Below are 25,770 nucleotides of genomic sequence, written 5' to 3' on the forward strand. Positions count from 1 at the left end.
CCTAAATTTGCGCTATCAAAACGTAAAAACAGCAATATGCAGTCAATCATGTATCTTATTTTAATCCCATTTTTATTGATGGGAACCAATATTTTTGCCCAGTTACTTCCATTAGATGAGTTAGAACAAGCACCTATTTATTATTCTATCGATGAGGCCGTTCGAGAGGCAGATAAGGCCGTTCGACTTAAGGTCTTGCGCCGAGCTTATACTTTTCCTACTGCTGTACCTCGAATGGATAAAATGCAATGGTTAACCATGAATCATACATTGGTAGAAAAAATTCCAGAGAGCATAAAGCAAATGAAAATGTTGCAAGTATTGGAAATTCGTGGGAATAAACTTAAGGAATTACCAGAAGCGTTGTGTGCATTAACAAATTTACGACGTTTAGATGCTTCTAAAAATTATTTGTCTGCTCTGCCGCACAATTTTCATCAATTGAACCAGTTAGAGTGGCTGATTTTGAGCCAAAATGATAAATTAAGGGAATTGCCAGCTGAAATTTTTACACGGGATAAATTAAAACGCCTAGAACTGAGCAAAATTAAGTTAGAAAAAATTCCTACTACCATTGGGCAACTTAAAGCATTAGAAGTATTGGATCTTAGTAGAAATAGATTGACGAAGATTCCTACAGAAATTGGTGATTTAACAAAACTGAATGTATTGTCATTGGCAAACAATCCTGTAGAAAAAGCAGGGGGCATTTATAAATGGTTGGGGAATCTACACAATTTAGAGCAATTGGATTTGAGCGGTTTGGGACTAAAAACATGTTATGCTAAAATTTCAGCCTTTCAGCATTTGACCAGCTTTAGCATTGCTTTAAATAAGATCAAAAAATTGCCGTATCAGCTTTATGAGATGAAGCAGTTGACCTACTTAGACTTAGGGTCTAATTTATTGGACACCCTGCCCGATGAATTAGGAAAGCTGACAGAGCTGACCTATCTAAATTTGGAACGCAATGAGTTTACAGTAGTGCCTGATATTTTTGGCAATTTTCAGCAGCTAAAAGTCCTAAAATTAGATGCCAACCGAATAAAAGAGTTGCCCACAAGTATCGGAAAACTAACACAACTAGAGGAACTTAATATTGCTAATACAGGAATTCGGAAACTACCCACTGGATTTGGAAATCTAAAAAAATTAAAAACACTAAATTTAGCGTTTAATCGTTATTTGAGTGTTGCACGTGCTGCTAAGGAATTGGTAAAACTTCCTTTGCTCAAACGTTTGGAAATGAGTGAAAATGAGCACAAGGCTTTACCAGATGCAATTACTGAATTGCAAGCAGTAGAATTTTGGGATTTACGAGATAATCGCTTGACTTATTTGCCCGAAAATTTTGGCAATTTAAAGACACTAAAAAGATTAGATTTAAGGTACAATGAACTCAAAGAATTGCCTTTGTCTATTGGTGAATTAACCAACTTAGAACATTTGGATTTGGGCTACAACAAGCTCAAAACATTGCCAGAGTCTATTCAACAGCTTAAGAAATTAAAAATATTAAAACTAGAACGCAACAAAATATCTGAGGAAGAACAGGCTAAAATTGCGGCATGGTTGCCCAATACTAAGATTCTATTTAGGCATTAAAGAAATCTAAAATAAAGAACTATTCTTGATCTGTTTTTTGCTCTAGAAGTACTTTCATCGTACAATTTTGTTGCACAGATTTTATCCAGATGGCTAGATCAAGATGACTCCTTAAAAGGGTCGATAAATTAGGATTTTGTTCTACCAACCTAGATAACTCTTCCTGAGAAGTCGTTAAGACATTGAGTTTTGTTGTTCGGTCGGATGCAGCACAAAGTTTTTGTAATAATTTGAATTGAAAGTCCTCTAATTCATACAAGAGTCCTTTCTTTTTAATTTTTCGACGATAATTTTTTAAAGCACTATCTAAGAAAATAATATGGTCAAGGTGATAGTGGGTAAACAACAACATCATATTAACAAAAAGCTGAAGATCTTCCCTTAATGCTAGGTGTTTTAAGGCTAAGGTTTGGTTGATGTATTCTAAAGCTTTGTGATAATCGCCAAAGATAAAATAAATCATACCAATAGATCGAATAATCATGAAATGACGAATTTCATGCATGCTATCTTTTAAACGGATTAGAGAAGTTTCCATTTCTGGAATCATTTTTAGCAAGTCGTCATAACGCCCCAATGCTTGATAATTGTTCAGCTTCCAGATGGTCTCACTTTCAAAAATAATTGCCTGAATACGAATAGATTGAGCGGTTATATTTTTTAGCTTAGGAATAACATGGTTGATTGCCGCCCAATCTTCATCTAAATAGGTGCAATTCATATAGTTATTTAGAGCAGCGATATAACGTTCCGCTTCTTGTTGCCTCAATTTGGGAGATTGATCCCAAAGAGCAATCACTTTTTTACTACAAGCAATAGACGCTATGTAGTTTTTCTTTAAAAAGAAATAGATATTTTTACTATTTAAATAACGCAATTGGCTGTGAAAGTGTTCTTTGTACTTGGGAGGATTGAGTACCCCATCGGGAAGCACCTCTTCTAAGGCTTGTTGTTGTTGTTGATTTCTAAATTGGAGATTCTTTCTGATTAAGACGAGCACTTGTTGATAAATACGTTCATAGGAAAGGTATTCTAATTCAGCCTTGAGTAAGGTTTCTTTTTCTTGCAATAAGGTTTCCATTTCCTCTTGTAGATCATGCGCTTTTAATTGCCCCTTATAGTGGCGCTTTAGGTCTAAAATTTCCTGCATTTTAAGATACTCTGCATATTCTTTAGCCAGCTTATAAGCTTTATCCAGTTGCTTAAACGCTAGAGAAGATAAGCCTCTATTGTAGAGCAACCTGCCATTTTCAATAGCTGCATTGATGAGTGCACTGGCACTATTATTCTGATGGTATTGACGAAGCAGTTTTAGAATTAATTCAAACAATTGATTTTTAGCAACCGCAAAATGTTTGACAAAAGGCGCCCGTCTAAACTTGATTAATAAAGCATTTTCATCATAGGATGTTTGCTGATTGATGGCTTCGAATAATTTTTGATAGTTGTGTTTGCTTTTTGTAGAAAGGCGAGCATATTTTTTTATGTATTTTTTTTCAGCAGGCTCTAAAGAATGTATCAAGTCATATAAATAATTGGATGCTTTCATTTTTTATTTAAGTTAAAATATTGGTGGTTAGTGTGTTGTGTGCTGTTAGGGAGGTGTGGAGTTTTATAATGGACAAAAAAGTGTATTGCTTTTTCTGAAGGAGAAATTTACTTTTGAAATATAAGAAATAGACAAAAATGTTTTCAGTAAATAAGAGGATTACGACCCTCCTAATTTAACTCTATTCTTTTATTATCCATTTAAAATGAAGCACAAAAGCATTAAATAAATTTAAAATAAAAACAGTTTGTTCACCACATTTTAAACAACTAAAAAAATACAAAGATGAAAAAGCGTAAAATATTTTTTAGCCTATTGGTACTAACTACTTTTTTTATGGCTTGCCAAAAAAAATGGGCTCCTCCAATTGGGTTAGATATCGGTAAATTGGAAGCGAATATTCACCATGAATTAGAAGGAAAGGTCGTTGGCTATGGCTGGGCAGCTTATCGTGATGGCGAATTGATTAGTTCTGGCGGAAAGGGTTGGGCAAGGGCAGAAGGCTATGATAGTGATCCCTCTGCATATACTGCAAATACAAGCAGTACGATTTTTAGTACAACTAAAACGATAACCGCAGCTAGCTTTATAGAAAATTTAGAGGAATGGGGGATTAGTTTAGAGGATAAAATTTGGAATTATTTGCCAGCAGCTTGGACAAAAGATCGCTCATTGAGTAATGTTACGTTCAAGCAACTGTTAAAACACACAAGTGGTTTAGATGGGACGTTTGATCGATATACCCAAATGAGAAACCAAGTCGCTAATGTTGGTCTTACTGGAACAATAGGAGATTGGAATTATGCCAACATCAATTATACCCTTTTTAGGGTCTTAATTCCCAATATAATGAATAGCAATATGGTCGATCAAAAAATACAAGAAAGCGATCAAGCTATTGTAGATTACTGTGCCTATTTATATGAAAATTTTGTGAGTACTAAAATGGCAAAAGCAGGAATGCCTGGATTTCAATACATCAGTACTAACTATTTAGAAGCCTTACCCAAAACATTGTATTACAATTTTGATACCTATAAGAATGGCCCAAGTACAAATGCCAAAGGGCAATTGATGTTTGATTGTCACGATATATCGGGTGCTGGTGGATGGTTTATGAGCCCTGTCCAATATGCAGCATTTATAGATGGTTTGTTCAATAATAAGTTGCTAGATGCTCCTAGTCTTCAGATCATGAAAGATGAACAACTTGGAATGTTTCCAACAACAGGGAAATATGGCACTTATTATACACATAATGGTGGCGGAGGCTGGGGAACTCAAGGCAAAGGAGGACAATCTATTTGGATGCATTACCCTCATGCAAACGTTTCTTTATTCATCACTTGGAACTCTCTTAATAATGATCTTAGTAAAACGAGAAGGGCATTGATAAAAGATGTGTTTGATGAGGCGTATACGGATTAGAAATTTAGTTTATGGAGTAAATTTAAGCTGCTTTTTATAAAACATAAAAAGCAGCTTAATACGATTAACTGCGTTGCTAGGTTAGCTAGTGCTTATGAGCTCCCTGAGGTCGGTTCGTTATCACTCGTGAGCCAGCAAGCTGGGGTCGGTTTTTTAGTAATGTAATGTTTTTATTTAAAGTGTTTAAAGGGCGTTGTTTAATCTAGTATTATAGTGTACTAAAATCAAATTTATTTAAGGTTGCATCTTGCATTATGAACTATAAAAGTGTATATTGGTTTATGTCTAAAGAAAACCTAACGTTAGATACAATAGCAAAAATAGAGCAGGTATTATCTATAGAATTACTTGATACAAAGGTTCAAGTTGAAATAGAGAAAGAACTAGAATATCACTCTGTTCAATCTAAGAGAACAGCTTTTAAAATATTACCCTTAGAGTCGATAGTTGTCAGTGAAAATACATTGGGTTATTCCTCATATAAAATTCGTAGGAATGGATGATATAAAATTTAAGTTGCGCAAAATAGAAACGATACAATTTGCTATCTTGGAAGATCAATATTCTCTTGATAAAGAACCTGCACAATATAAAACAAAGCATAAATTTGGTATCGATTTAATCAATAAAGTGCTCGTCGTTTATTCTAAAGTACAGTTTAAACAGTTAGATACTCCTCCTTTCTTATTAATTGAAGTAGCCTGTTCATTCGAGATAACAGAAAAATCTTGGGAATCGTTGAATGTGGATCATAAAATTATCTTTCCTTGTGATTTTATCGAACATCTGCTTACCATCTCGATAGGGACTGTTAGAGGTATTTTACATACTAAAACAGAACAAACGAAATTTAATGAATTTATATTACCACCAGCAGATGTAACAAATGTGATGGACGGAAATCTTGTTTTTGAAAAAAAATAAAAAGCACAAAAACTTGCATACTAAGAAAAAACGACTAATCTTTGTATCAATGGAACAACAAACCAACATATCCTTTTCTCTACAACAATCTAGCAACAGCTTAGTTGCTTGGTGGTGGACTACTTCCCTTCGATGGCGAGAGTAGCAGACCTCCTATATATCCACTAAAAGATAACATACTCAATATATAGAACTTGCAAATCTCTCGCAGATTTGCAAGTTTTTTTTTGTCTAATTCAATCCATCCAGTCTAAAAATTACAGCATGAATTCAATTAAGTTTAGTACGATCAGCCGTACTCGCTTGGCAGATTTGCATACCCCTGTTAGCATTTATTTGCAATTGCGTGACAAAATAGCACACAGTTTATTGTTAGAAAGTTCTGATTATCAGTCTAAAGAAAATAGCTATTCTTTTATTTGTGCAGCGCCTATTGCAGAAGTCTTGATTCAAAACCGAAGCTTAGCGTATCATTTCCCAAATGGAAAGACAGCGTACACCGATATCCCTCCCAAGAGCAATGTGTCCGATTTACTGAAACAGTTTTGTGATAAGTTTGAATTTGAAGGAGCAGAGGAATATCAACGATTTAATGGTTTATTTGGGCATACCAATTTTGATGCCGTTCAATATTTTGAAACGTTGGAATTAGATGCTTCTAAACGACAGCATGATCTGCCCGATTTGAGATATGCGGTTTATCGTTATGTGATTATTATCAACCACTTCACAAGCGAGATGTATTTATTAGAAAACCTATTGGAGGGAGAAAAAAGCCAACTGGATAAAATAGAGCAGTACATCAAAAAGGGAGCTTTGACAACCTACCAATTTGATCTAAAGGGAGAAAAAAAGAGCAATTTGAAGGACGAAGAGTTTAAAGAATTAGTTCGAAAAGGAAAGCAGCATTGTGCTGTTGGAGATGTTTTTCAGATTGTCTTTGCTCGTCAGTTTCAACAAAAATTTGCAGGAGATGATTTTAACGTTTATCGTGCGTTGCGCTCTATTAATCCATCCCCTTACCTTTTTTATTTTGATTATGGTGCGTATAAAATATTTGGCTCTTCCCCAGAAGCTCAATTGGTTATTCGAGACAATCAAGCCATTTTGACTCCCATAGCAGGAACTTATAAGCGTACAGGAAACTTAGAATTGGATCAGCAGAGCGCCCAAGCATTATTAGATGATCCTAAAGAGAATGCAGAGCATGTCATGTTGGTTGATTTAGCGAGAAATGATTTAAATCGACATACTGAAAATGTTGCGGTAGCACAGTACAAAGAAGTACAATATTACAGCCATGTCATTCATTTGGTTTCTAAGGTAGGAGGAGATCTTGCTCCTAACAGTAATATTTTTCGGGTCTTTGGAGACACTTTTCCTGCAGGAACCCTATCGGGAGCCCCAAAATATAAAGCATTGGAGCTAATCAATCAATACGAAAACCAAAGTAGGGGCTTTTATGGTGGAGCAATTGGCTTTTTTAATCCAACAGGACAGCTAAACCAAGCGATTATGATTCGCTCTTTTATGAGCAAGAACAATTGCCTGTATTTTCAAGCAGGGGCAGGAATTGTTATTGATTCGGAAGAAGAAAAAGAACTCCAAGAAGTAAATAATAAACTAGCAGCACTCCAAAAAGCATTAATTAAAGCCGTTGAGCTATAAAAAACGAACCATGAGATTATTAATCATAGATAACTACGATTCTTTTACCTACAATTTGGTACAATATCTAAGAGAGATTTGTACAGGCACAATAGAAGTCTATCGAAACGACCAAATTCAATTGGAGGACATTGATGCCTACGATACTATTGTGTTATCGCCAGGACCAGGTTTACCTGAAGATGCAGGGATGTTGCTGGATATAATTAAAACATATACAGGACGAAAGCCAATTTTGGGCGTTTGTTTAGGGCATCAGGCAATTGGGCAGGTATTTGGTGCTGAATTAAAAAATATTGAAAACGTTTATCACGGAGTAGCGACCCCCATTCATATTCTAAATCATCAGGGAATTTTTGAGGGGCAGGAGCATCAAATAACAGTAGGGCGTTACCATTCTTGGGTGGTTGATCCTAATAGTTTGCCAGACTGTTTAGAGATTTTAGCAGAAGACGAACACGGGCAAATTATGGCTTTACAGCATAAGACGCAACTTACGGTGGGGATGCAATTTCATCCCGAATCTGTTTTAACTCCTCAAGGAAAAGCCCTATTGAGCAATTTTATAAAGATCGCCATCAACCAACCTGTACAATATTAAACAATAAACAATGAAAAAGATATTACAACGCTTATTTCAGCAAGAATATTTGAGTCAAAAAGAAGCTAAAGAAATACTTATTCAGATTGCAAGAGAAGAGTTTAATCCTGCACATATTGCTGCTTTTTTGACTGTTTTTCAAATGCGCCCAATTGCAACAAATGAATTGATAGGTTTTAGAAATGCCTTGCTAGAACTCTGTTTAAGTATCGACTTGACCGATTATGATAGTGTAGATTTATGTGGAACGGGGGGAGATGGAAAAGATACATTCAATATTTCCACCTTGGCGGCAGTAGTAGTAGCAGGAGCGGGCTATACCGTTACCAAACATGGAAATTATGGGGTATCGTCTGTTTGTGGTTCTTCTAATGTTTTGGAAAAGTTGGGGTATACGTTTACCAACGATGAAAAAAAATTAAGACATCAACTCGATCAACATCAGCTTTGCTTTTTGCATGCCCCTCTATTTCATCCAGCCATGAAAGCAGTTGGAGGCATTCGGAAAGCTTTAGGCATTCGTACTTTTTTTAATTTATTAGGTCCCTTAGTGAATCCCATACAGCCGAATAAGCAAATGGTAGGCGTCTCTAATTTAGAAACGGTACGACTGTATCAATATGTATTGCAACAAACCAACAAAGAATTCGCAATTGTACATGCACTAGATGGTTATGACGAAGTATCTCTAACTGGGGAATTTAAAATTATTACACCTAGAAGTGAGGAGCGTTTGGCGCCTAAAACAGTAGGGCAACAACAGCATGATGCTATCGCCTTGCATGGAGGCGCAACGGTAGATGCCGCAGCTAAAATATTCTTAAACATACTTGAAGGGAAGGGGAGTCAAGCGCAAAACGAAGTGGTTTGTACCAATGCTGGTATAGCGATTCAACGTTTCAATCCTAAAAAGGAATTGATAGACTGTATTGAAGAAGCCAAAGATGCCCTACTAAGTAAAAAAGCCTATCATAATTTTAAGCAATTAATCCAATAAGCAATGAAAACAATATTAGATACAATAACAGCATATAAAAGAAAAGAGGTTGAAAACCAAAAAGCACTATACCCTACTCAATTGCTGGAAAAGAGCATTTATTTTGAGACCGCTGTTGTTTCTTTAGTCGAATTTTTGAAACGCCCTGATATGCAGGGCATCATAGCCGAATTTAAACGCCAGTCGCCATCCAAAGGCATTATCAATAGTTATGCAAAAGTAGAAGAAGTTTCTATTGGTTATATGCAGGCAGGGGCCTCTGCGTTGTCTGTATTAACAGATAATCATTTTTTTGGAGGCAGTACCAACGATTTAATAGAGGCAAGAACCTTTAATTATGCTCCTATTTTGAATAAAAATTTTGTGATTGATGAGTATCAAATCGTAGAGGCGAAGTCGATAGGAGCAGATGTTGTTCTTTTAATTGCAGAATGCTTAACAAAACAAGAACTAAAACGCTTGGCTCAATTTGCAAAAGGGCTAGGCATGGAGGTCTTGATGGAACTACATACACAAGAGCAGTTAGAAAAAGTATGCCCAGAGGTTGATTTAGTAGGGGTTAATAATAGAAATCTAAAAACCTTTGAGGTGGATTTAGAAAATTCGCTAAGAATAGCGGAACAACTGCCTGTTGATGTGGTCAAAGTAGCCGAAAGTGGTATTAATAATCCTGATACTGTTGTGTTACTTCAGCAACATGGTTTTGAAGGCTTTTTAATTGGAGAATATTTTATGAAGCACGCTCGACCACAGGAAGCTTGCGCTAGGTTTATTCAGCAAGTTGCTCAAAAAAATTCAAAAATAATTCAGTATGAAAGTTAAAGTTTGTGGTATGCGAGCCGTGGATAACTTGTTGGAGTTAACACAGCTAAATATTGATTTTGTCGGCTTTATATTTTACCCTAAATCATCAAGATATGTTGCTGTTCCTCCTGTTGCAACTATTCCACATAGGATTCAGAAAGTAGGTGTTTTTGTCAATGCTCGTTTGGAGGAAATAGATCGAAACGCTGAGCAATTTAGCTTAAATTATATCCAATTGCATGGAGACGAAACGGTTGAGTATTGTCAAGCCCTAAAGGCAAAAGGCTATCGACTTATCAAGGCTTTTGCCGTAGATGAAACCTTTGATTTTGACCAGTTGAATGCCTACGAGGATTATTGTGATTTTTTCTTGTTGGATGCCAAGGGCAAGTCTTATGGTGGCAATGGAATTCAGTTTGATTGGCAGATTCTGGAGCATTATACTTCTCAAAAACATTTTTTCTTAAGTGGGGGGATTGATTTGGGTAGCATAAACGCCATTAAAAATCTAGCAATTCCTCAATTGTATGGGATTGATATCAACAGTAAATTTGAAATAGCGCCTGCGCTCAAAGATATTCCTAAAGTACAACAATTATTAGATGAATTAATCGCCTAAAAGGCTGATAAATAAAGATAAAAAATGGCTAGTTATAATATAGATGAACGAGGTTATTATGGAGTGTTTGGAGGGGCTTATATCCCTGAAATGCTCTACCCAAATGTAGAAGAACTGAGAAAGCAATACCTAAAAATTACTGCCACTGCTGCATTTAAAAAAGAGTTTGATGCCTTGCTTAAAGACTATGTAGGAAGACCAACGCCCTTATATTTTGCCAAGCGCCTAAGCCAGAAATACAACACGAATATTTATTTAAAACGTGAAGATCTCTGTCATACTGGAGCGCATAAAATTAACAATACCATCGGGCAAATTTTGTTGGCTAAAGCTTTGAATAAACCAAGGATTATTGCCGAAACAGGAGCTGGGCAACATGGAGTAGCAACGGCAACCGTTTGCGCTTTGATGGGCTTGGAATGTATTGTTTACATGGGGGTTTTGGATGTGCAACGCCAAGCTCCGAATGTAGCTCGGATGAAAATGCTAGGCGCAAAGGTAGTGCCTGTTTATAGTGGCAGTAAAACCTTAAAAGACGCTACAAACGAAGCGATTAGAGATTGGATCAATAATCCTGTAAATACACATTATATCATTGGGTCGGTTGTAGGACCGCATCCTTATCCTGACATGGTTGCTCGTTTTCAATCGGTTATTAGTGAAGAAATAAAACAGCAATTAAAGGAACAAATCGGGAGAGCTAACCCAGATCGTATTATCGCCTGTGTAGGAGGAGGGAGCAATGCTGCGGGCGCTTTTTTTCATTATATGGAAGAAGAAACCGTGGATTTGATTGCCGTAGAGGCCGCAGGAGAGGGGATTCATTCGGGGAAATCAGCTGCAACGAGTGTTTTGGGGACGGAAGGGGTGATTCATGCTAGTAGAACACTCTTAATGCAAACAGCCGATGGGCAGATTGTTGAGCCTCATTCTATTTCAGCAGGCTTGGATTATCCTGGGATTGGTCCGTTGCATGCGCATTTGATTAAGACCAAACGTGCTCAAGCTTTGGCTGTTACGGATCGAGAAGCCTTAACAGCTGCTTATGAATTAACAAAGTTGGAAGGAATAATTCCTGCTTTGGAAAGTGCACATGCCTTAGCGGCTTTAGATCAATTAACCTTTCAGCCTGATGAAATAACGGTTTTAAACTTGTCAGGAAGAGGAGATAAAGATTTAGAGACGTATATGAAACACCTTTAAGTTATAATCAATATAATACAATTAGCTGCACTGCTACTATGTGAGCCTTCTGTTTTTTAATGGACTACGGAAGGTGTGTTAAGCGTTAAAAAAGAAAAACAATGAATAGAATTAATCAATTGTTCGAACGAAAACAAAAAGAAATACTCAACATATATTGTACAGCAGGTTACCCCAAATTAGAATCAACGGAGGATATTGTTCTTGGCTTGGATCAGGCAGGAGTAGATTTGGTTGAAATTGGGATGCCTTATTCTGACCCTTTGGCAGATGGTCCTACTATTCAGGCAAGTAGTACGATTGCCCTTAACAATGGAATGTCTATCAAAAAGCTTTTTGAGCAAATTGAGCAAGTAAGAAAACAAACCAACTTGCCAATTATCTTAATGGGATACATCAACCCTGTTATGCAATATGGGGTAGAAACTTTCCTTGAAGCCTGCCAAAGAGTAGGCGTAGACGGTTTAATCTTACCTGATTTACCAATGTACGAATATGAAAACCATTACCAAGCAAGTTTTGAAGCTTATGATATTCGAATGATCTTTTTGGTGACTCCTCAAACATCTACAGAGCGAATTAAAAAAATTGATCAATTAAGCAATGCCTTTATTTATGTCGTTTCTTCTGCGGCAACAACTGGAAAACAAACGGGTTTTGGTGAAGAAAATATTGCTTATTTCAAACGGATCAAAGCACTAAAGTTAAAGAATCCTACTTTAATTGGTTTCGGTATTTCTGATGCAACAGCTTATCAAAGCGTTTGTGAATATGCCAATGGAGCCATTATAGGAAGTGCTTTTATTAGAATGTTAGAACATAGCAATCAAATAAAACAGGATATCAGGCAGTTTGTAGTGGGAATAAAAGGAGAGATAGCTGTCAAATAAAAATTTAGCACCTAAAAAAACAAAAATCATGATTATTCAATTAGAGAAGAATATAAGCAATACTCAATATAAAGAACTTATAGAAAAACTAAAGAGTATTAATTACCAGTATACTAGTGTTAAAACGCAGTTTCAAGAATATTTGGTAGCAATCGGAAAACAAGCGTTTGACATTCGTAGTATTGGGGTGTTAGATGGTGTAAAGGATTTGCATAGAGTGAGCGATAATTATAAATTGGTTTCTAGCAAATGGAAAGTAAAAGATACTGTTATTGATTTGGGAGATAATGTAAAGATAGGAGGTGGAAATTTTACGGTTATGGCTGGTCCTTGTTCTATAGAAGGAGAGGCACAGATCGAAGAAACGGTTAAACATTTGGTTCAAAACAATGTTCGTATAATGAGAGGCGGCGTTTACAAGCCTAGAAGTTCGCCTTATTCTTTTAGAGGAATGGGCTTAGACGGCTTAAAACTTTTTTATAAGGCTTGCCAAGCAAATGGAATTAAAATTATTACAGAGGTGATGCAAGTATCGCAGATAGAAGACATGCTGGATTATGTGGATGTCCTTCAGGTTGGTGCTAGAAATGCTCAGAATTTTAATTTGTTGGATGCTTTGGGGAAAGTAGATAAGCCTGTGTTGCTAAAACGAGGAATTTCAGGAACAATTGATGAGCTATTGCAGGCCGCAGAGTATGTTTTTTCGAATGGCAATGAGAAAATTATGCTTTGTGAACGAGGAATTCGATCTTTTGAGAAAAGTTATCGGAATACATTGGATTTAAATGCCGTTCCAATTCTGAAAGATAAATCGCACTTGCCCGTTATTGTTGATCCCTCGCATGGAATTGGCGTACGCAAACATGTTGAGCAAATGGCTTTGGCTGGCATTATGGCAGGGGCAGATGGTTTGATTGTGGAGGTGCATCGCCAGCCTGAAAAAGCCTTTTCTGATGGACAACAAACCCTTTCGTTTATGGAAGCTGAATTGTTGTATCAAAAAATAAAACAAACTGTTAGTTTACGAGATTCTTTTTAATATTTTTGTTTGAAATGCTGATCGTGTACAGGTAGTTACATCAGTCTATCTTTATCACCAAACTATCATAATTAAAAATTCATGATGACGCTTAAAACCAAAAAACTTCAAGGAGAAATTACATTAAATGGATCTAAAAGTATCAGCAATCGAATCCTAATGATTCAAGCAATATTGGGCGAAGAGTTTCCGATTCTTGGATTGTCAAATGCCAAAGATACGACTACCTTAAAAGGTCTTTTGAGCAAATTACACGAACCTATCTTAGATGCAGGAGAAGCAGGGACGGCTTACCGTTTTATGACAGCATATTTGGCTTGGAAAGGCAACAACCAAGTTTTGATGGGAACCAAAAGAATGTGCGAACGTCCGATTGGTGTTTTGGCTGATGCGCTCAATGGGTTGGGCGCCCAAATTCATTATCTGGGCAAAAAGGGCTACCCGCCATTACAAATGAAAACACATGAAATAGATGGATGGAAACAACGGGTGTGCATGGGGGCTGATGTGAGCAGTCAATTTATTTCTGCTTTATTGCTAATTGCTCCTGTATTGCCCAAAGGGATAGAATTGATCTTAGAAGGCAAGGTTATTTCTCGACCTTATATCCAAATGACTTTAAATTTGATGGAAGAGTTTGGCATTCTTGCCCTATGGCACAATGATATGATAAAAGTGCCGCCTCAAAAATATCAGCCCAAATCATTTAGAGTAGAGGCAGATTGGTCGGCAGCTTCCTATTATTATAGCTTAGTAGCACTTTCTGACAGTGCTCAACTTCAATTGAATGGCTTGCAAGAAAAATCCGTACAAGGAGATGCGGTAATTGTTGATATTATGAAGCAATTTGGAGTAAAAACTACCTTTAATAAAAAGGGCATTTTACTGACAAAGGAACCTACAGAAATTACACATTTCAAATACGATTGTTCCGATTGCCCTGATATTGCCCAAACGTTAGCCGTAATGTGTGCGGCTTTGGAGGTAAATGCATTACTCACAGGTCTGGAAACCTTAACAATTAAAGAGACCGATCGAATTCATGCGGTAAAGGTAGAATTAGAAAAATTGGGCTGTGAAATAGAAACAACTGCCAACTCTCTTTGGGTTAAGAAAGGTATTACTAATAAAAATCAAGCGGCAAGGGTTGGAACCTATGATGACCATAGAATGGCAATGGCCTTTGCGCCCCTTGCCTTAGTGCTAAATCAGGTGAAAATGGAAGATAAGCAGGTGGTCAACAAGTCTTATCCCAAGTTTTGGGATGATTTTAACTATTTAGGCTTGACAAATTATTAATTCGGTTAGCGATAAGTGTTTTATTAATAGGTTTTTAAATAACAAACAATTAATAAAGAATATCTTTAAAAAAAATGCGTTAGATTTAGTAACTTAGGTTGTTCTTCTTCGAATATACTTCCTACCCAAATAGCCCTTATTTTGGTAGGAAGTACTAAATCAATCGCTATGAAAACACACCATATTTTAGCGCTAACTCTATCTATAAGCATAGGGCTTTTGTGGCAAGCTACATTATTGGCTCAATATCAATTCCCTTCTGTTCACCAAGAGCAACTTGATTATTACAATAGTTTGGGTCCCATGACAGCCTTGCAATGGGACAAAATAAATGGCTATAGCCCTATGCCCAGCAAGGGGCAGCAGCGTTCTAATTGTTCCTTGGACAAAATAGTTTTTGGCTGGCATCCTTATTGGGTGGGAAGTGCTTATAATAATTATGATTGGGATTTATTATCTGATCTTTCGTATTTTTCTTACGAAGTGGACGCTGCGACAGGAAATGCGGTTTCTACGCATGGTTGGGCAACTGCTAATGTGATCGATGTTGCCAAATCTAATGGTGTTCGGGTTAACCTATGCGTCACTTTATTTTCTAATCATGCTACTTTTTTTGGAAGTAGCACCGCCCAACAAACCTTAATCTCTAACTTGATAGGAATGGTGCAAAGTCGAGGAGCCAATGGCGTAAACATTGATTTTGAGCAAATTCCTAGCAGCCAGAAAACCAATTTCACAAACTTCATGATCAATCTGGCAACACAAATGCACACCGCTATTCCTGGCTCGCAAGTAAGTACGGTATTGTATGCTGTAGATTGGAATAATATATTTGATGTAACGGCTTTAGCACCTCATGTGGATTTGTTTATTATTATGGGCTATGATTATTATTGGACAAATAGTAGCAATGCTGGCCCTAACGACCCTTTATATAGTTACCTTTCCAATAGTTATTTGTACAGTTTATCTCGATCAATTACAGACTATTTGTCAAAGGGGCTACCTGCCCATCAATTGGTATTGGGCTTGCCGTATTATGGTCGAGAATGGCCTGTGGTTGGCAATACTATTCCCGCTGCTACGACAGGGGGAGGCACCGCACGAACTTACAAAACAGTAGAAGACAACCTTAGTGGAAACTATAACAATCGCCTGTGGAACAATCCTAGCCAAACGCCTTATTATTCCTTTCATGATGGAACTTCTTGGAGGCAGTGTTTTGCAATGGACGAAGAAGGCTTAGCCAAACGGTTGGATGTGGTGTTACGGCGAGATTTAGCAGGAATGGGAATTTGGGCTTTGGGGTATGACGATGGCTATCATGAGCTTTGGGATGTGATTGAACAGAAAATGACACCTTGTAGAACAGTGCCTTGTATTGATACTTTATATGATATGGGAGGTGCTGATCGTAATTATTACAACAAAGAGGATTACATTTATACCGTCAATCCACAAAACGGAGCTTATCCTCTGACCTTAGATTTTACAATGTTTGATGTAGAGTTAAATTATGACTATCTCAAACTTTATAATGGAACAGATACAACCGCTCCTTTGATTGGCAGTTATACAGGAACCAATAGTCCTGGCAATCTAACAGCAAGCAGTGGAGCAGTTACTTTTTGGTTTGAATCTGACGGCGCAACAACCGCTCCTGGTTGGGAAGTTATTTATAATTGTAACTTACCTACCAATACACTTGCAGATACGATTATTTTAGGGACAACAGCAGGAACGCAACTAAACTGTGGTAATCCTTATCATTGGTTGTACGATAGTGGAGGAGAGGCAGGGCATTATGCCAATAATGAAAGCCTACAGCAGACCTTTTGTAATAATGATACCAGCAAAGCCGTTCGCATTTCTTTTCGTCCTAACCCAACTGCTGATGAACAAGTAAAACTGAGTAGCACAAGTTCAGGGAATGATTATCTTTATTTGTACAATGGGGCGAATAGCAATGCTAATTTAATTGGCGTATATACTGGAGCTTCTTCTGCGGCACCTCAGCCTGGGACTTTTATTTCTAGTGGCAACTGTTTGACGGTTAAAATGGAAACGGATGGCAATACAACCAATGAAGGGTTCAAGGCACGGTTGTATTGTAGCGACCCGCCTACTTCAGTGGCACCTATTTGGGTAGGAGGAAATGCAGGAACGACTCTTTTTACAGACAATGGAGGGCTTACGGGCAATTACAATAACAATGAAAATTACACAAAAACCTATTGTCCTGATGCAACAGCTCCTGTGGGAGAAGTCGTTTGGGCAAGATTTAACGACACGATAGGGATCGAACGAAATTGGGATTATTTGTATGTTTTTGACGGAGCGAATACCGAAACGGGTCGCCTTATAGCTGTCTATACAGGAGATACTTTAAATACAAATTTGCTAGCAACCATCAAGGCAACAACTGCTAATGCTTCGGGTTGCTTAACCTTTCAATTTTACTCGGATGGAGCAACTGTTGCTTCAGGATGGGAAGCGACAATTTATACAGGAAAAGCACGCAAGGGTTATGGAGCAGAGGATTGTATTGATGCAACGCCTATTTTAGAAGAAAATAAGACCTATGCAGGTAGCACTATGCTGGCTACTGGGAGACCTGATGGTCCAGACCCTAGCCTAAACATAGCTTTGGCTGCTTTGCCAAATTGTTCTGGAGCAAACGCCATCACTCGTTTAGAGAATACGGTATGGTATCGTTTTACCACGGCTGATACTTTTTGTATGGCCAATCAGATGATGATACGACTGGATAATATTTCATGCCAGAGTGTAGCTGGAACAGGCTCTGGAGTACAATTTGTCTTGTACGAGGCCGCTAGTTGCCAAAATGGAAGCACTTGGGGGAGTCCTATTTATTGTGCCGACAAATTATTGAGTGGAGATAGTATTCTTATGACGAATTTGTTGCAGCCTAATACGAAGTATTATATTATGATTGATGGTTATGCAGGACAACATTGCAATTTTGATCTTCAAATAGAAAATAGCGACTCTATGCCTTGTATTTTTGCTGGGACAAAACCTAAGGTGGTTAAATCAGTTGGCTTTAGAGCTTACCCGAATCCAGCGACTCACATTTTAAATCTAGCGTATGACCAAGCACCACAAGGCAATGCTATATTACAAATTGTAGATGTAACAGGAAGAGTGGTGCAACAAGAGCAAATTTTGATTGAAGATCGACATTGGGAATATCAATTGGATATTCGTTCTTTGCCACAAGGGATTTATATTTATCAGTTAAAAACGGATGGAGAGCGACAGTTTGGGAAGTTTCGTAAAATGTGATTTTAAATCTATTCAAGATGATGGCTGCCGCTTAGGTGATTTGAGCTAATAGCCAAGGACGTTCTGTTAATGGATGGGTCTTAATAATGGACTGCCTTAAGTGCTCCTTTTCTATTAAATCATTCAAATTTGCATAAATGATTTTTCTAGTAATTGCGATCGTATTACCATAAATTTGGCGATGATAAGCCAGTACTTTTTTACGATTTAAATAGACAGAAAAATTATCTAAATGAGCTTCTAATAAGTCGTATTCTTCTAATTTCCAATAGATTTTTAGCAATAATGTTTTGATCGCTAAACCAATAAATAAATCAATTGGGTCCGTTGCTACCAATAGATTTAGGGCTTCTGAAAATTTATCTTGTTCAAAAAACAATTTAGCTTTAACATAATTAGTATAATCTTTCTGGTGGCTGATTTTAATTTTTGTACTATACTTTTTAATGAAAGAATTAGTCCAATCGTAAGCTTTTAGACGCAAAGCAGCAGTAGCAATATTCTTGAATGTATTATGGCTTAAATGCCCTTTTTCTATCCAAATTTGTCGATCTAAGCCCAAGCAATAAATATCAAAAACCTCCTGTACGTAGGTCTCTGCACCTGTATTCAAACGCTTAATGCAATAATTAATTGCTAAAAGGCAGATATACTTTAGTTCCTTTGCAGCTAAGGGAACTTTTTGGTTAATTAATAAATCCTTTAATACTTTAAAATGATTTTCTTCCTTGGGATTAGCCAATGCCATATAACTATGGTAATAACTTCTAACGACTATATCTTTGTCATAGGCAGGAGAGGATGCTTCTGCTAGAATGGCATCTAGAAATGGTACTTTATAGTTGATTTGATATAAATTTTTGTGAGAGATAGCTGTACAAGCATTTCTAAGTGTGCTGATAATAGTAAAAGTAGCTAAATCCGTAAAAATAGCTTGGAGATTAGTTTGTTGTTGTCGTTCTTCTGTTCCTGCCCAATCAAAGGTAGCCTGTTCCAATAAAAAGCTATTGTGATAATACTGTTCATTTAAATAAGGGCTATTGGATAATTCTAATTCAGCTTTATTTAGGGCTTTTTTGGCAAGATAGGGCATGTTTCTATCTTGATAATATTGATGGAGCAAAAAATAGCCATTTAGTGCACTTTTTTTTGACATTAAATATCTGATATATTCTTCTAATACCTCTAATGAAAAAGACAATACATGATTCAATCGAGCTCTGTTATAATCACAAGAAGGATATAAGTGTTTAAATACTCGTTCTCGTTGAACAGATGTTGGCGTTATCTTACGCCTAGACAGTAGGTAATCAATAATTTTTGACACATCCTTATGTTGATTATGAATAGGCGAATGTACCCAACGTCTTAGCCCTATCTTTTCTGTTTTATTGAAGCTCTGAAAAACTTCTATGACTTTGCTTTTATACATAAATACAAAGATAGAAAATACGGTAAACTTCTGATAAGCATGTAATAATGTTTTTGTTTCTACTTTTTTTAGTTCCTACTTTTGCCTTACCAACTAGCCAATTCAATTAAAAACACCAAAAACAACGATTATATGTTATCAAACAACAATTTTCTTAATATTTATGGGTTGATCTATTTGTTTAGTTTATTGTTTCCTACTGTTGGTTTGGGACAACATGCCTGGGAACGTGTTTATGGTGATTCTATAGGTGAATGTGCTTCCGAAGTAGAACAAACTAAGGATGGTGGCTATATTATATTAGGGAACAATCATGACAAAACAACCAGTAATCATGATATTTATTTAGTTAAGACAGCTGCTAATGGGGATACTTTGTGGACTCGTACTTATGATAAAACAGCTTATGATGCAGGAAATTCTATTGAACAGACGACAGATGGTGGTTATCTAATTTTGGGAAAGAGGCAGGTAGAAACAGGGGACAATCAATTCAATTCTCGGATGTATTTGATAAAGACTAATTCTAATGGGGATACTTTGTGGACCCGTACGTATGCTTCTTTTTCCTCTATAAGCTCTGACGAAGTGGGATTTTCAATACAGCAGACGGCAGATGGTGGGTTTATTTTACTTGGAGGAATTAATAATAATTCTATAGGTATCTGCCTATTAAAAATCGATACTCTTGGAACTGTTTTATGGAAAAAAAAATATTCTAGAAATAGAATGTACTGGGTTTCAGAAGGTGTTGTCCAAGAAACAAGTGATAGTGGTTATATTGTATCAATATCCTGTTTGGCAAGTGATCCTGTTTTGCAAAATAGCTACTTGGGGGTGCTGTATAAATTCGATGTCAATGGAAATGAAGTCTGGAATACGACTTATGATCCTTCTAAAAAAACAAGGCTATATGATGTAAAAGAGACCATTGATGGTGGCTTTATTGTTGCAAGAAGCACTCTTTTTTTAGGGACATATAGTCCTGATGTTAATCAGGGGATTATTGATAAATTAGATGCCAATGGTCGCCTTATATGGTCTAAAAATACGATAGGGATTCCTTTGTCTTTGGATTTAACAAGTAATGGTGGTTTTATTTGTACAGGTTTTGTGGATGGAGGGAATTTAGAGAGCCAGCTGTTTATTCAAAAATTGGATGCTTCAGGGAATAGCCTATTAGAGCGTATTTATGGAGGAGCTGGTAGAGATGTAGGATCAAGTATTAGGGCAGTTTCAAATGGAGGGTTTATTGTTGCAGGAGAAACTACTAGTCATGGAAACGGTGATCTGGATCTTTATGTGATATTAGTAGATAGTGCAGGGATTTATTTAGCAGGAACCATACAAGGAAATATATTCCAAGATTTAGACCTGAATTGCATTTCTACTACAGGCGATATTGATCTAGAGGGAATTGTTGTTCAAGCTTCCTTAAATAATACCAATCTTAACTATTATGGTACAACAGATAGCCTTGGGCATTATGAAATTCCTTGTCAATGGGGACGTTACAGCATCTCAATTCCTCAATTACATCCCTATTATTCCTTTCATTGTCCGCAAAACATCCTAATGGATACCGTGGGATTTAATGATACTGTAAATTTTCCATTAGAAGCGACTATACTATGCCCTGTAATGCATGTAGATGCATCTGTATCTATATTGAGGAAAACAGCTCCTAGTACTTATGGAATTCAATATTGTAATCATGGAACAGTAGATGGACAAAATGTAAGTATAGAAGTAGATATAGATCCTTTTTTAACGATACATAGTTTTTCTATTCCTCCTATCAGTCAAGTTGGAAATACTTATACATTTAATGTTGGAACGGTTGGGATTGGAGAATGCGGGACGATTGATGTAGCAGTACAGGTTGATAGTAGTGCTATCTTAGGGCAGACGCATTGTGTAGAGGTACATATAAGCCCTGATTCGCTTTGCTTACCCCATTCTTGGACAGGAATGATTTTAGAAGCTCAAGGGACTTGCCAAAATGATAGTGTTTTCTTTAGAATTGAAAATCTAAGTACGACAAGTACTACGATTCCAAGAAATTATTGGGTATTTGAGGATGATATTATTATGCGCACAGGAACGGTTAATGTTCCAAATGGAGGGGATACTATGATTGCTATTTCGGCTGCTCCTAGAAAGTTTTATCGAATAGAGGTAGAACAAGAGGCTGGTATTCCTTGGGTAGTAGCAGATCCTATCGCAAGTGCATTTGTAGAGGGGTGTGTTCCTGATAATAATGGAGAATTTAATGTAGGGCTTCCCAACTTATATCCAAATGGTCATGCACCAACATTTATGGCGATTGATTGTCGAGAAAATGGAGGGGCTTTTGATCCTAACAATAAAATAGCAAAACCTGTAGGATATGCTTCCAATCATTATATCAAAATGAATCAATATATTGATTACCAGATAAATTTTCAAAATACAGGAACAGATACAGCATTTCAAGTCATCTTAATAGATACCTTATCTACTTACTTAGATGTTTCTACCATTCAGATGACTACGGCAAGTCATCCTTATACTTGGCAATTAAAGGACAATGGGGTCTTGGAAGTGCGATTTGAAAATATCATGCTACCCGATAGCTTTGTTAATGAAGCAGCATCTCATGGTTTTGTCAAGTTTAGAATCTGGCAAAAAGAAAATAATCCTATTGGTACGGTCATTTACAATTTTGCAGACATTTATTTTGACCAAAATGATCCAATCCGAACGAATACAACCGATCATGAAATAGGATTAAATTTTTATACCATTACAATTGCCCCACCTGCTGTTGAAACAGAAACAATAGTTAGCGCATTTCCTAATCCATTTACGGATTGCGTAACTATTCAGGTAGAAGGGAAAAAATATCAAGCATTAACATTAGTCGTTTATGACCTGATGGGACATCAAGTTGCTGCTGCTTTTGATCATGATACTAACAAAATTCAACTCAAACGCAATAGACTCAATACTGGAGTATACCTCTTTAAATTAGTAGGAGAAGGTAAGCCAATCTGTAGTGGGAAAATAGTTGCTCAATAATTCTAACTTAGTCCAAATTGCTTAAATCCAGTTACCATGCGGTGCTGTGAATGGAAAGGAAGATGGAGAAGCTGTTGGGGCTTTAATGATTCTTATGTTCAAAGAGAACACAAATACTGGAATAGGTACTGGTCGCCAGCAATTACAAATTTTATTAACACATTTTTTTATTACCAATTTTAAAACTCTGATTGAGAAGTTTTTAATTAAAATTTAATGCGCTATGAAACAATTTATTAGCTTAATTCTTTTTCTAACATTAAATGTTGCTTCCTTTGCTCAAGTAGATGCTAGTCTACCTATAAAGGAAAATGACAAAGGAATGTATCAAATTGGTACAATAGGGAATTTCATTCCTGTGCATTTTCCTGAGTATGCATGGCTTACTTTGGGGGAAATACCAATTCTTTGCAACAGTGTTGACTATACTATTGGATATTCCTTTTCCCAAAAATTTGGATTAGGTTTGGGAGTGGGCAATATGTTTTTGACTAGAGAAGTGTTTACAGAAACTCATGTAAATCTTCGTGGCTATTTCTTTAAAAAGAACTTCAGCTTATTTTATGATATGAATGTGGGAGTAGGCTTCTCAGTTGATCCCAATACAGAAAAAAACTCCCTAAATTATAGAGATGATGTTGAGTTTAGTGGTTTTGCAAGACCTTCTATTGGTATTCGTTTTCCTTCCAAAAACAAAATGCATGCAACACTAGACATTGGATGTTTGATGAAAGTAGGTAGCAGGGTATTTAATAATGGCATTGGTCCCTCTATTCGTGCAGGTTTTACATTCTAAGATGATAACGATTAATCATAATTTATAAAACAATTAAAATGAAATTTCATTTGTATACTATTTTGATTACCAGTTTATTGCTGTTGGTGAGTAGTGTTTGTACTATCCAAGCACAAATTGTTACAATTCCTGACGCTAACTTTAAGGCTAAATTAATAGCTAATCTAAGTATTAATACTAATGGAGATACTGAAATTCAGGTGTCTGAGGCTCAGAACTATACAGGTGCTATTATTGTGAATGCTGACAATATTACGAGTTTAGTAGGAATTGAAATGTTCATTGCTTTGAATCATCTAGAATGTAGTTATAATTTTTTAAGCTCTTTAGATGTTAGTGCAAATACAGCGTTGACCTATTTAGACTGTAGTTTTAATCAACTAAGTGCTTTAGATGTTAGTATGAATACAGCATTGGCGGAATTATATTGTAATGCTAATCAACTAAGTGCTTTAGATGTTAGTGCAAATACGGCGTTAACGGAATTACATTGTTATAACAATCAACTAAGTGCTTTAGATGTTAGTACGAATACAGCGTTAACGGAATTATATTGTAATGCTAACCAATTAAGTGTTTTAGATATTAGTACAAATACGGCATTGGTGAAATTATATTGTAATGCTAACCAATTAAGTGCTTTAGATGTTAGTGCAAATACGGCATTGGTGGAATTATATTGTAATGCTAACCAATTAAGTGCTTTAGATGTTAGTGCAAATACGGCGTTGGTGGAATTATATTGTAATGCTAACCAATTAAGTGCTTTAGATGTTAGTGCTAGTACAGCGTTGGTGGAATTATATTGTTATAACAATCAATTAACCTTCTTAGATATTGGTGGAAATATAGCCTTGACACACTTAATGTGTAGTTCTAACCAGTTGACGACTCTAAACACTAATACGAATCTAGCTTTGATTGCATTAGATTGTAATGCTAACCAAATAGGCTCTTTAGATGTTAGTTCTAATACAGCATTGACAATTTTATATTGTCATGATAATCATCTAGTAAGTTTAAATCTTAAAAATGGAAATAATACGATTCTTAGTTCTTTTAATGCAACGAATAATTCCAACTTAAGTTGTATCCAAGTAGATGATGTTAATTATTCTACTATGAATTGGACGGGAATTGATGGAACAGCAAGTTTTAGTTTACACTGTGGTGTTGTGCCTATTTCTACCAGTTTAGGAAGATTAGAAAATATAGAAGTCTATCCGATTCCAACAAATCACCAACTGCAAATCAATTTGGGACAAACTTATAAGAATGTACTCCTAGAATTGAGGAATGCTATAGGGCAAGTTATTTTAGTTAGGACTTATACCGATGATATCCAAGAACTAGCTCTAGATTTGGAAGGAGATAATGGCGTATACTTTTTAACATTAAAAGTAAAAAATAGCGTAACGACTATTAAAGCTATAAAAGGCACGCTATAATATATATATAATCTACCTTCTTTATTTAAGCTCATTTCAAAACGATTAAGGGGATGTATTGAGCTATCCTTCTAAGACGATTTCTAATAGATGCTTTATAATGGAGTCTTCTAATGTGCAATTCTACTTGCGATTTCATCAACTAAAGAAAAAGGCCTAATTTACGCTTAATGACTTTTGCCCACTTGCTTACTTTTTATAAGAGCAAAAAAAATTGCTAAAAATTTTGTAGATTTATAGCAATAAAAACTATAAAAGATGGCGAAAAGAAAAAGCCAAGTAATTTGGCTAGGTTTTGCTCATGTCAAGAGCATGGGCTTGGGGAAAAAGGTTGGGAATTTGGAGGGAGCACAGACTTATATTGCTACTCGTGCAGATTCTGCGGAAGAATTTAAACATAAGGTAATTGCTATTTTTAGACAAAATAAATTTCAATTGATTGCTTTGGATGCAATTGAGAATGAATTTGATGTGCCCAAGGATGAGTCTGACCCTATTGCCGCCGAAAAAATTGAATTATTTAAGCGCCTTACAAAAGGAAACTTTTTTGCTTGGGGCAACTTCTATCCCTATGGAGAAAAAGAGCAATAAAATACTCCTTTATGAAGACAGCAACAGTTAAGGAACTCAAACTTGAATTAAGTGAGCGAAAGCCACAAGAATTGTTAGAATTATGTTTGCGACTGGCCAAATTCAAAAAAGAAAATAAGGAATTATTGACTTATTTATTGTTTGAGGCTTCTGATGAAGCTACTTATATAGCAACTATAAAGCAAGAAATTGAAGAAGGGTTTCAACAAATTAATAAGACAAGTTATTATTTGATTAAAAAGAGTGTCCGCAAAATTCTGCGTGCTTGTACCAAGTATATTCGTTATTCAAAAAAGAAAGAAACAGAAGTCGATATTCGACTTTTTTTCTGCTATGAACTCATCCGAATGCGACCTACTTTTAAGCAAAATACAGTCCTTAAAAATATGTATCACCAACAGCTTAAATTAATTCGAAAAGTAGTTGGTTCTTTACACGAGGATTTGCAATATGATTATCAACTAGAGCTAGAAGAACTAGAGCAAGCCTATCAAAGAAGATAGGCGTTTGC

General features: G+C 36.2%; 22 protein-coding genes. 20 read left to right on the forward strand and 2 right to left on the reverse strand.

Going from position 1 to position 25,770, the window contains the following annotated elements; genetic code table 11:
* Positions 1 to 36: 36 nt before the first annotated feature.
* Positions 37 to 1,605 carry a leucine-rich repeat domain-containing protein gene (locus AsAng_RS24220; RefSeq protein WP_264789693.1) on the forward strand — a complete coding sequence of 523 codons (1,569 nt, stop codon included), beginning with the start codon at positions 37 to 39 and terminating at the stop codon, positions 1,603 to 1,605.
* A 19-nt stretch (positions 1,606 to 1,624) separates the two neighbouring features.
* On the opposite strand, the gene AsAng_RS24225 is transcribed toward AsAng_RS24220, so the two are convergent.
* Positions 1,625 to 3,154 carry a hypothetical protein gene (locus tag AsAng_RS24225; protein WP_264789694.1) on the reverse strand — a complete coding sequence of 510 codons (1,530 nt, stop codon included), beginning with the start codon at positions 3,152 to 3,154 and terminating at the stop codon, positions 1,625 to 1,627.
* 285 nt (positions 3,155 to 3,439) lie between these two features.
* On the opposite strand from AsAng_RS24225, the gene AsAng_RS24230 reads away from it, so the two are divergent.
* The 13 genes from AsAng_RS24230 (at position 3,440) to AsAng_RS24290 (ending at position 17,932) form a co-directional block, all read left to right on the forward strand.
* On the forward strand, positions 3,440 to 4,582 hold the full coding sequence (locus tag AsAng_RS24230) for a serine hydrolase domain-containing protein (RefSeq protein WP_264789695.1): 1,143 nt from the start codon (positions 3,440 to 3,442) through the stop codon (positions 4,580 to 4,582).
* A 281-nt stretch (positions 4,583 to 4,863) separates the two neighbouring features.
* Complete coding sequence (locus tag AsAng_RS24235; protein ID WP_264789696.1) at positions 4,864 to 5,085, forward strand: hypothetical protein; 222 nt, start codon at positions 4,864 to 4,866, stop codon at positions 5,083 to 5,085.
* Positions 5,078 to 5,506 (forward strand): hypothetical protein, encoded by a 429-nt coding sequence (locus AsAng_RS24240; RefSeq protein ID WP_264789697.1) that lies wholly within the window; start codon positions 5,078 to 5,080, stop codon positions 5,504 to 5,506. Before AsAng_RS24235 ends, AsAng_RS24240 begins: the two co-directional genes overlap by 8 nt.
* A gap of 264 nt (positions 5,507 to 5,770) precedes the next feature.
* A complete protein-coding gene (locus AsAng_RS24245) occupies positions 5,771 to 7,174 on the forward strand; it encodes an anthranilate synthase component I family protein (protein WP_264789698.1) in 1,404 nt (467 codons plus the stop codon).
* A 10-nt stretch (positions 7,175 to 7,184) separates the two neighbouring features.
* Positions 7,185 to 7,775, forward strand: coding sequence for an anthranilate synthase component II (locus tag AsAng_RS24250; protein ID WP_264789699.1), 591 nt, complete (start codon positions 7,185 to 7,187; stop codon positions 7,773 to 7,775).
* Positions 7,776 to 7,785: 10 nt separating this feature from the next.
* A complete protein-coding gene (gene trpD / locus AsAng_RS24255) occupies positions 7,786 to 8,772 on the forward strand; it encodes an anthranilate phosphoribosyltransferase (protein ID WP_264789700.1) in 987 nt (328 codons plus the stop codon).
* Positions 8,773 to 8,775: 3 nt separating this feature from the next.
* Positions 8,776 to 9,594, forward strand: a complete 819-nt coding sequence (trpC, locus tag AsAng_RS24260; RefSeq protein WP_264789701.1) for an indole-3-glycerol phosphate synthase TrpC — start codon at positions 8,776 to 8,778, stop codon at positions 9,592 to 9,594.
* The gene (locus tag AsAng_RS24265) at positions 9,584 to 10,195 is read left to right on the forward strand and encodes a phosphoribosylanthranilate isomerase (RefSeq protein WP_264789702.1); all 612 of its coding nucleotides are present in this window, start codon (positions 9,584 to 9,586) and stop codon (positions 10,193 to 10,195) included. The genes trpC and AsAng_RS24265 overlap by 11 nt, the downstream gene beginning before the upstream one ends.
* Positions 10,196 to 10,219: 24 nt before the next feature.
* Positions 10,220 to 11,398 (forward strand): tryptophan synthase subunit beta, encoded by a 1,179-nt coding sequence (gene trpB, locus AsAng_RS24270; protein WP_264789703.1) that lies wholly within the window; start codon positions 10,220 to 10,222, stop codon positions 11,396 to 11,398.
* Between the two features lie 101 nt (positions 11,399 to 11,499).
* On the forward strand, positions 11,500 to 12,288 hold the full coding sequence (gene trpA / locus AsAng_RS24275; protein ID WP_264789704.1) for a tryptophan synthase subunit alpha: 789 nt from the start codon (positions 11,500 to 11,502) through the stop codon (positions 12,286 to 12,288).
* 28 nt (positions 12,289 to 12,316) lie between these two features.
* Positions 12,317 to 13,327, forward strand: a complete 1,011-nt coding sequence (gene aroF / locus AsAng_RS24280; RefSeq protein WP_264789705.1) for a 3-deoxy-7-phosphoheptulonate synthase — start codon at positions 12,317 to 12,319, stop codon at positions 13,325 to 13,327.
* Between the two features lie 81 nt (positions 13,328 to 13,408).
* Positions 13,409 to 14,626: a 3-phosphoshikimate 1-carboxyvinyltransferase gene (locus tag AsAng_RS24285; RefSeq protein WP_264789706.1), complete on the forward strand. Its 1,218-nt coding sequence runs from the start codon at positions 13,409 to 13,411 to the stop codon at positions 14,624 to 14,626.
* 168 nt (positions 14,627 to 14,794) lie between these two features.
* A complete protein-coding gene (locus AsAng_RS24290; protein WP_264789707.1) occupies positions 14,795 to 17,932 on the forward strand; it encodes a glycosyl hydrolase family 18 protein in 3,138 nt (1,045 codons plus the stop codon).
* Between the two features lie 31 nt (positions 17,933 to 17,963).
* Here the strand turns inward: AsAng_RS24290 and AsAng_RS24295 are convergent, their stop codons facing one another.
* Positions 17,964 to 19,364 carry a hypothetical protein gene (locus AsAng_RS24295; RefSeq protein WP_264789708.1) on the reverse strand — a complete coding sequence of 467 codons (1,401 nt, stop codon included), beginning with the start codon at positions 19,362 to 19,364 and terminating at the stop codon, positions 17,964 to 17,966.
* A 132-nt stretch (positions 19,365 to 19,496) separates the two neighbouring features.
* Between AsAng_RS24295 and AsAng_RS24300 the strand changes: the two genes are divergently transcribed.
* The 6 genes from AsAng_RS24300 to AsAng_RS24325 all read left to right on the forward strand — a co-directional run bounded on the left by AsAng_RS24300 (position 19,497) and on the right by AsAng_RS24325 (position 25,762).
* Entirely contained in the window at positions 19,497 to 22,424 is a 2,928-nt protein-coding gene (locus tag AsAng_RS24300; RefSeq protein WP_264789710.1) for a T9SS type A sorting domain-containing protein, read from the forward strand.
* Between the two features lie 46 nt (positions 22,425 to 22,470).
* Positions 22,471 to 22,641, forward strand: a complete 171-nt coding sequence (locus AsAng_RS24305) for a hypothetical protein (RefSeq protein ID WP_264789711.1) — start codon at positions 22,471 to 22,473, stop codon at positions 22,639 to 22,641.
* 6 nt (positions 22,642 to 22,647) lie between these two features.
* Positions 22,648 to 23,220, forward strand: a complete 573-nt coding sequence (locus AsAng_RS24310) for a hypothetical protein (protein ID WP_264789712.1) — start codon at positions 22,648 to 22,650, stop codon at positions 23,218 to 23,220.
* Positions 23,221 to 23,258: 38 nt separating this feature from the next.
* On the forward strand, positions 23,259 to 24,668 hold the full coding sequence (locus AsAng_RS24315; RefSeq protein WP_264789713.1) for a T9SS type A sorting domain-containing protein: 1,410 nt from the start codon (positions 23,259 to 23,261) through the stop codon (positions 24,666 to 24,668).
* Between the two features lie 258 nt (positions 24,669 to 24,926).
* Complete coding sequence (locus tag AsAng_RS24320) at positions 24,927 to 25,259, forward strand: hypothetical protein (RefSeq protein ID WP_264789714.1); 333 nt, start codon at positions 24,927 to 24,929, stop codon at positions 25,257 to 25,259.
* 11 nt (positions 25,260 to 25,270) lie between these two features.
* Complete coding sequence (locus tag AsAng_RS24325; RefSeq protein ID WP_264789715.1) at positions 25,271 to 25,762, forward strand: hypothetical protein; 492 nt, start codon at positions 25,271 to 25,273, stop codon at positions 25,760 to 25,762.
* Positions 25,763 to 25,770: the final 8 nt, after the last annotated feature.

Origin of the sequence: Aureispira anguillae, from assembly GCF_026000115.1 — a bacterium.
GTDB lineage: Bacteria > Bacteroidota > Bacteroidia > Chitinophagales > Saprospiraceae > Aureispira > Aureispira anguillae.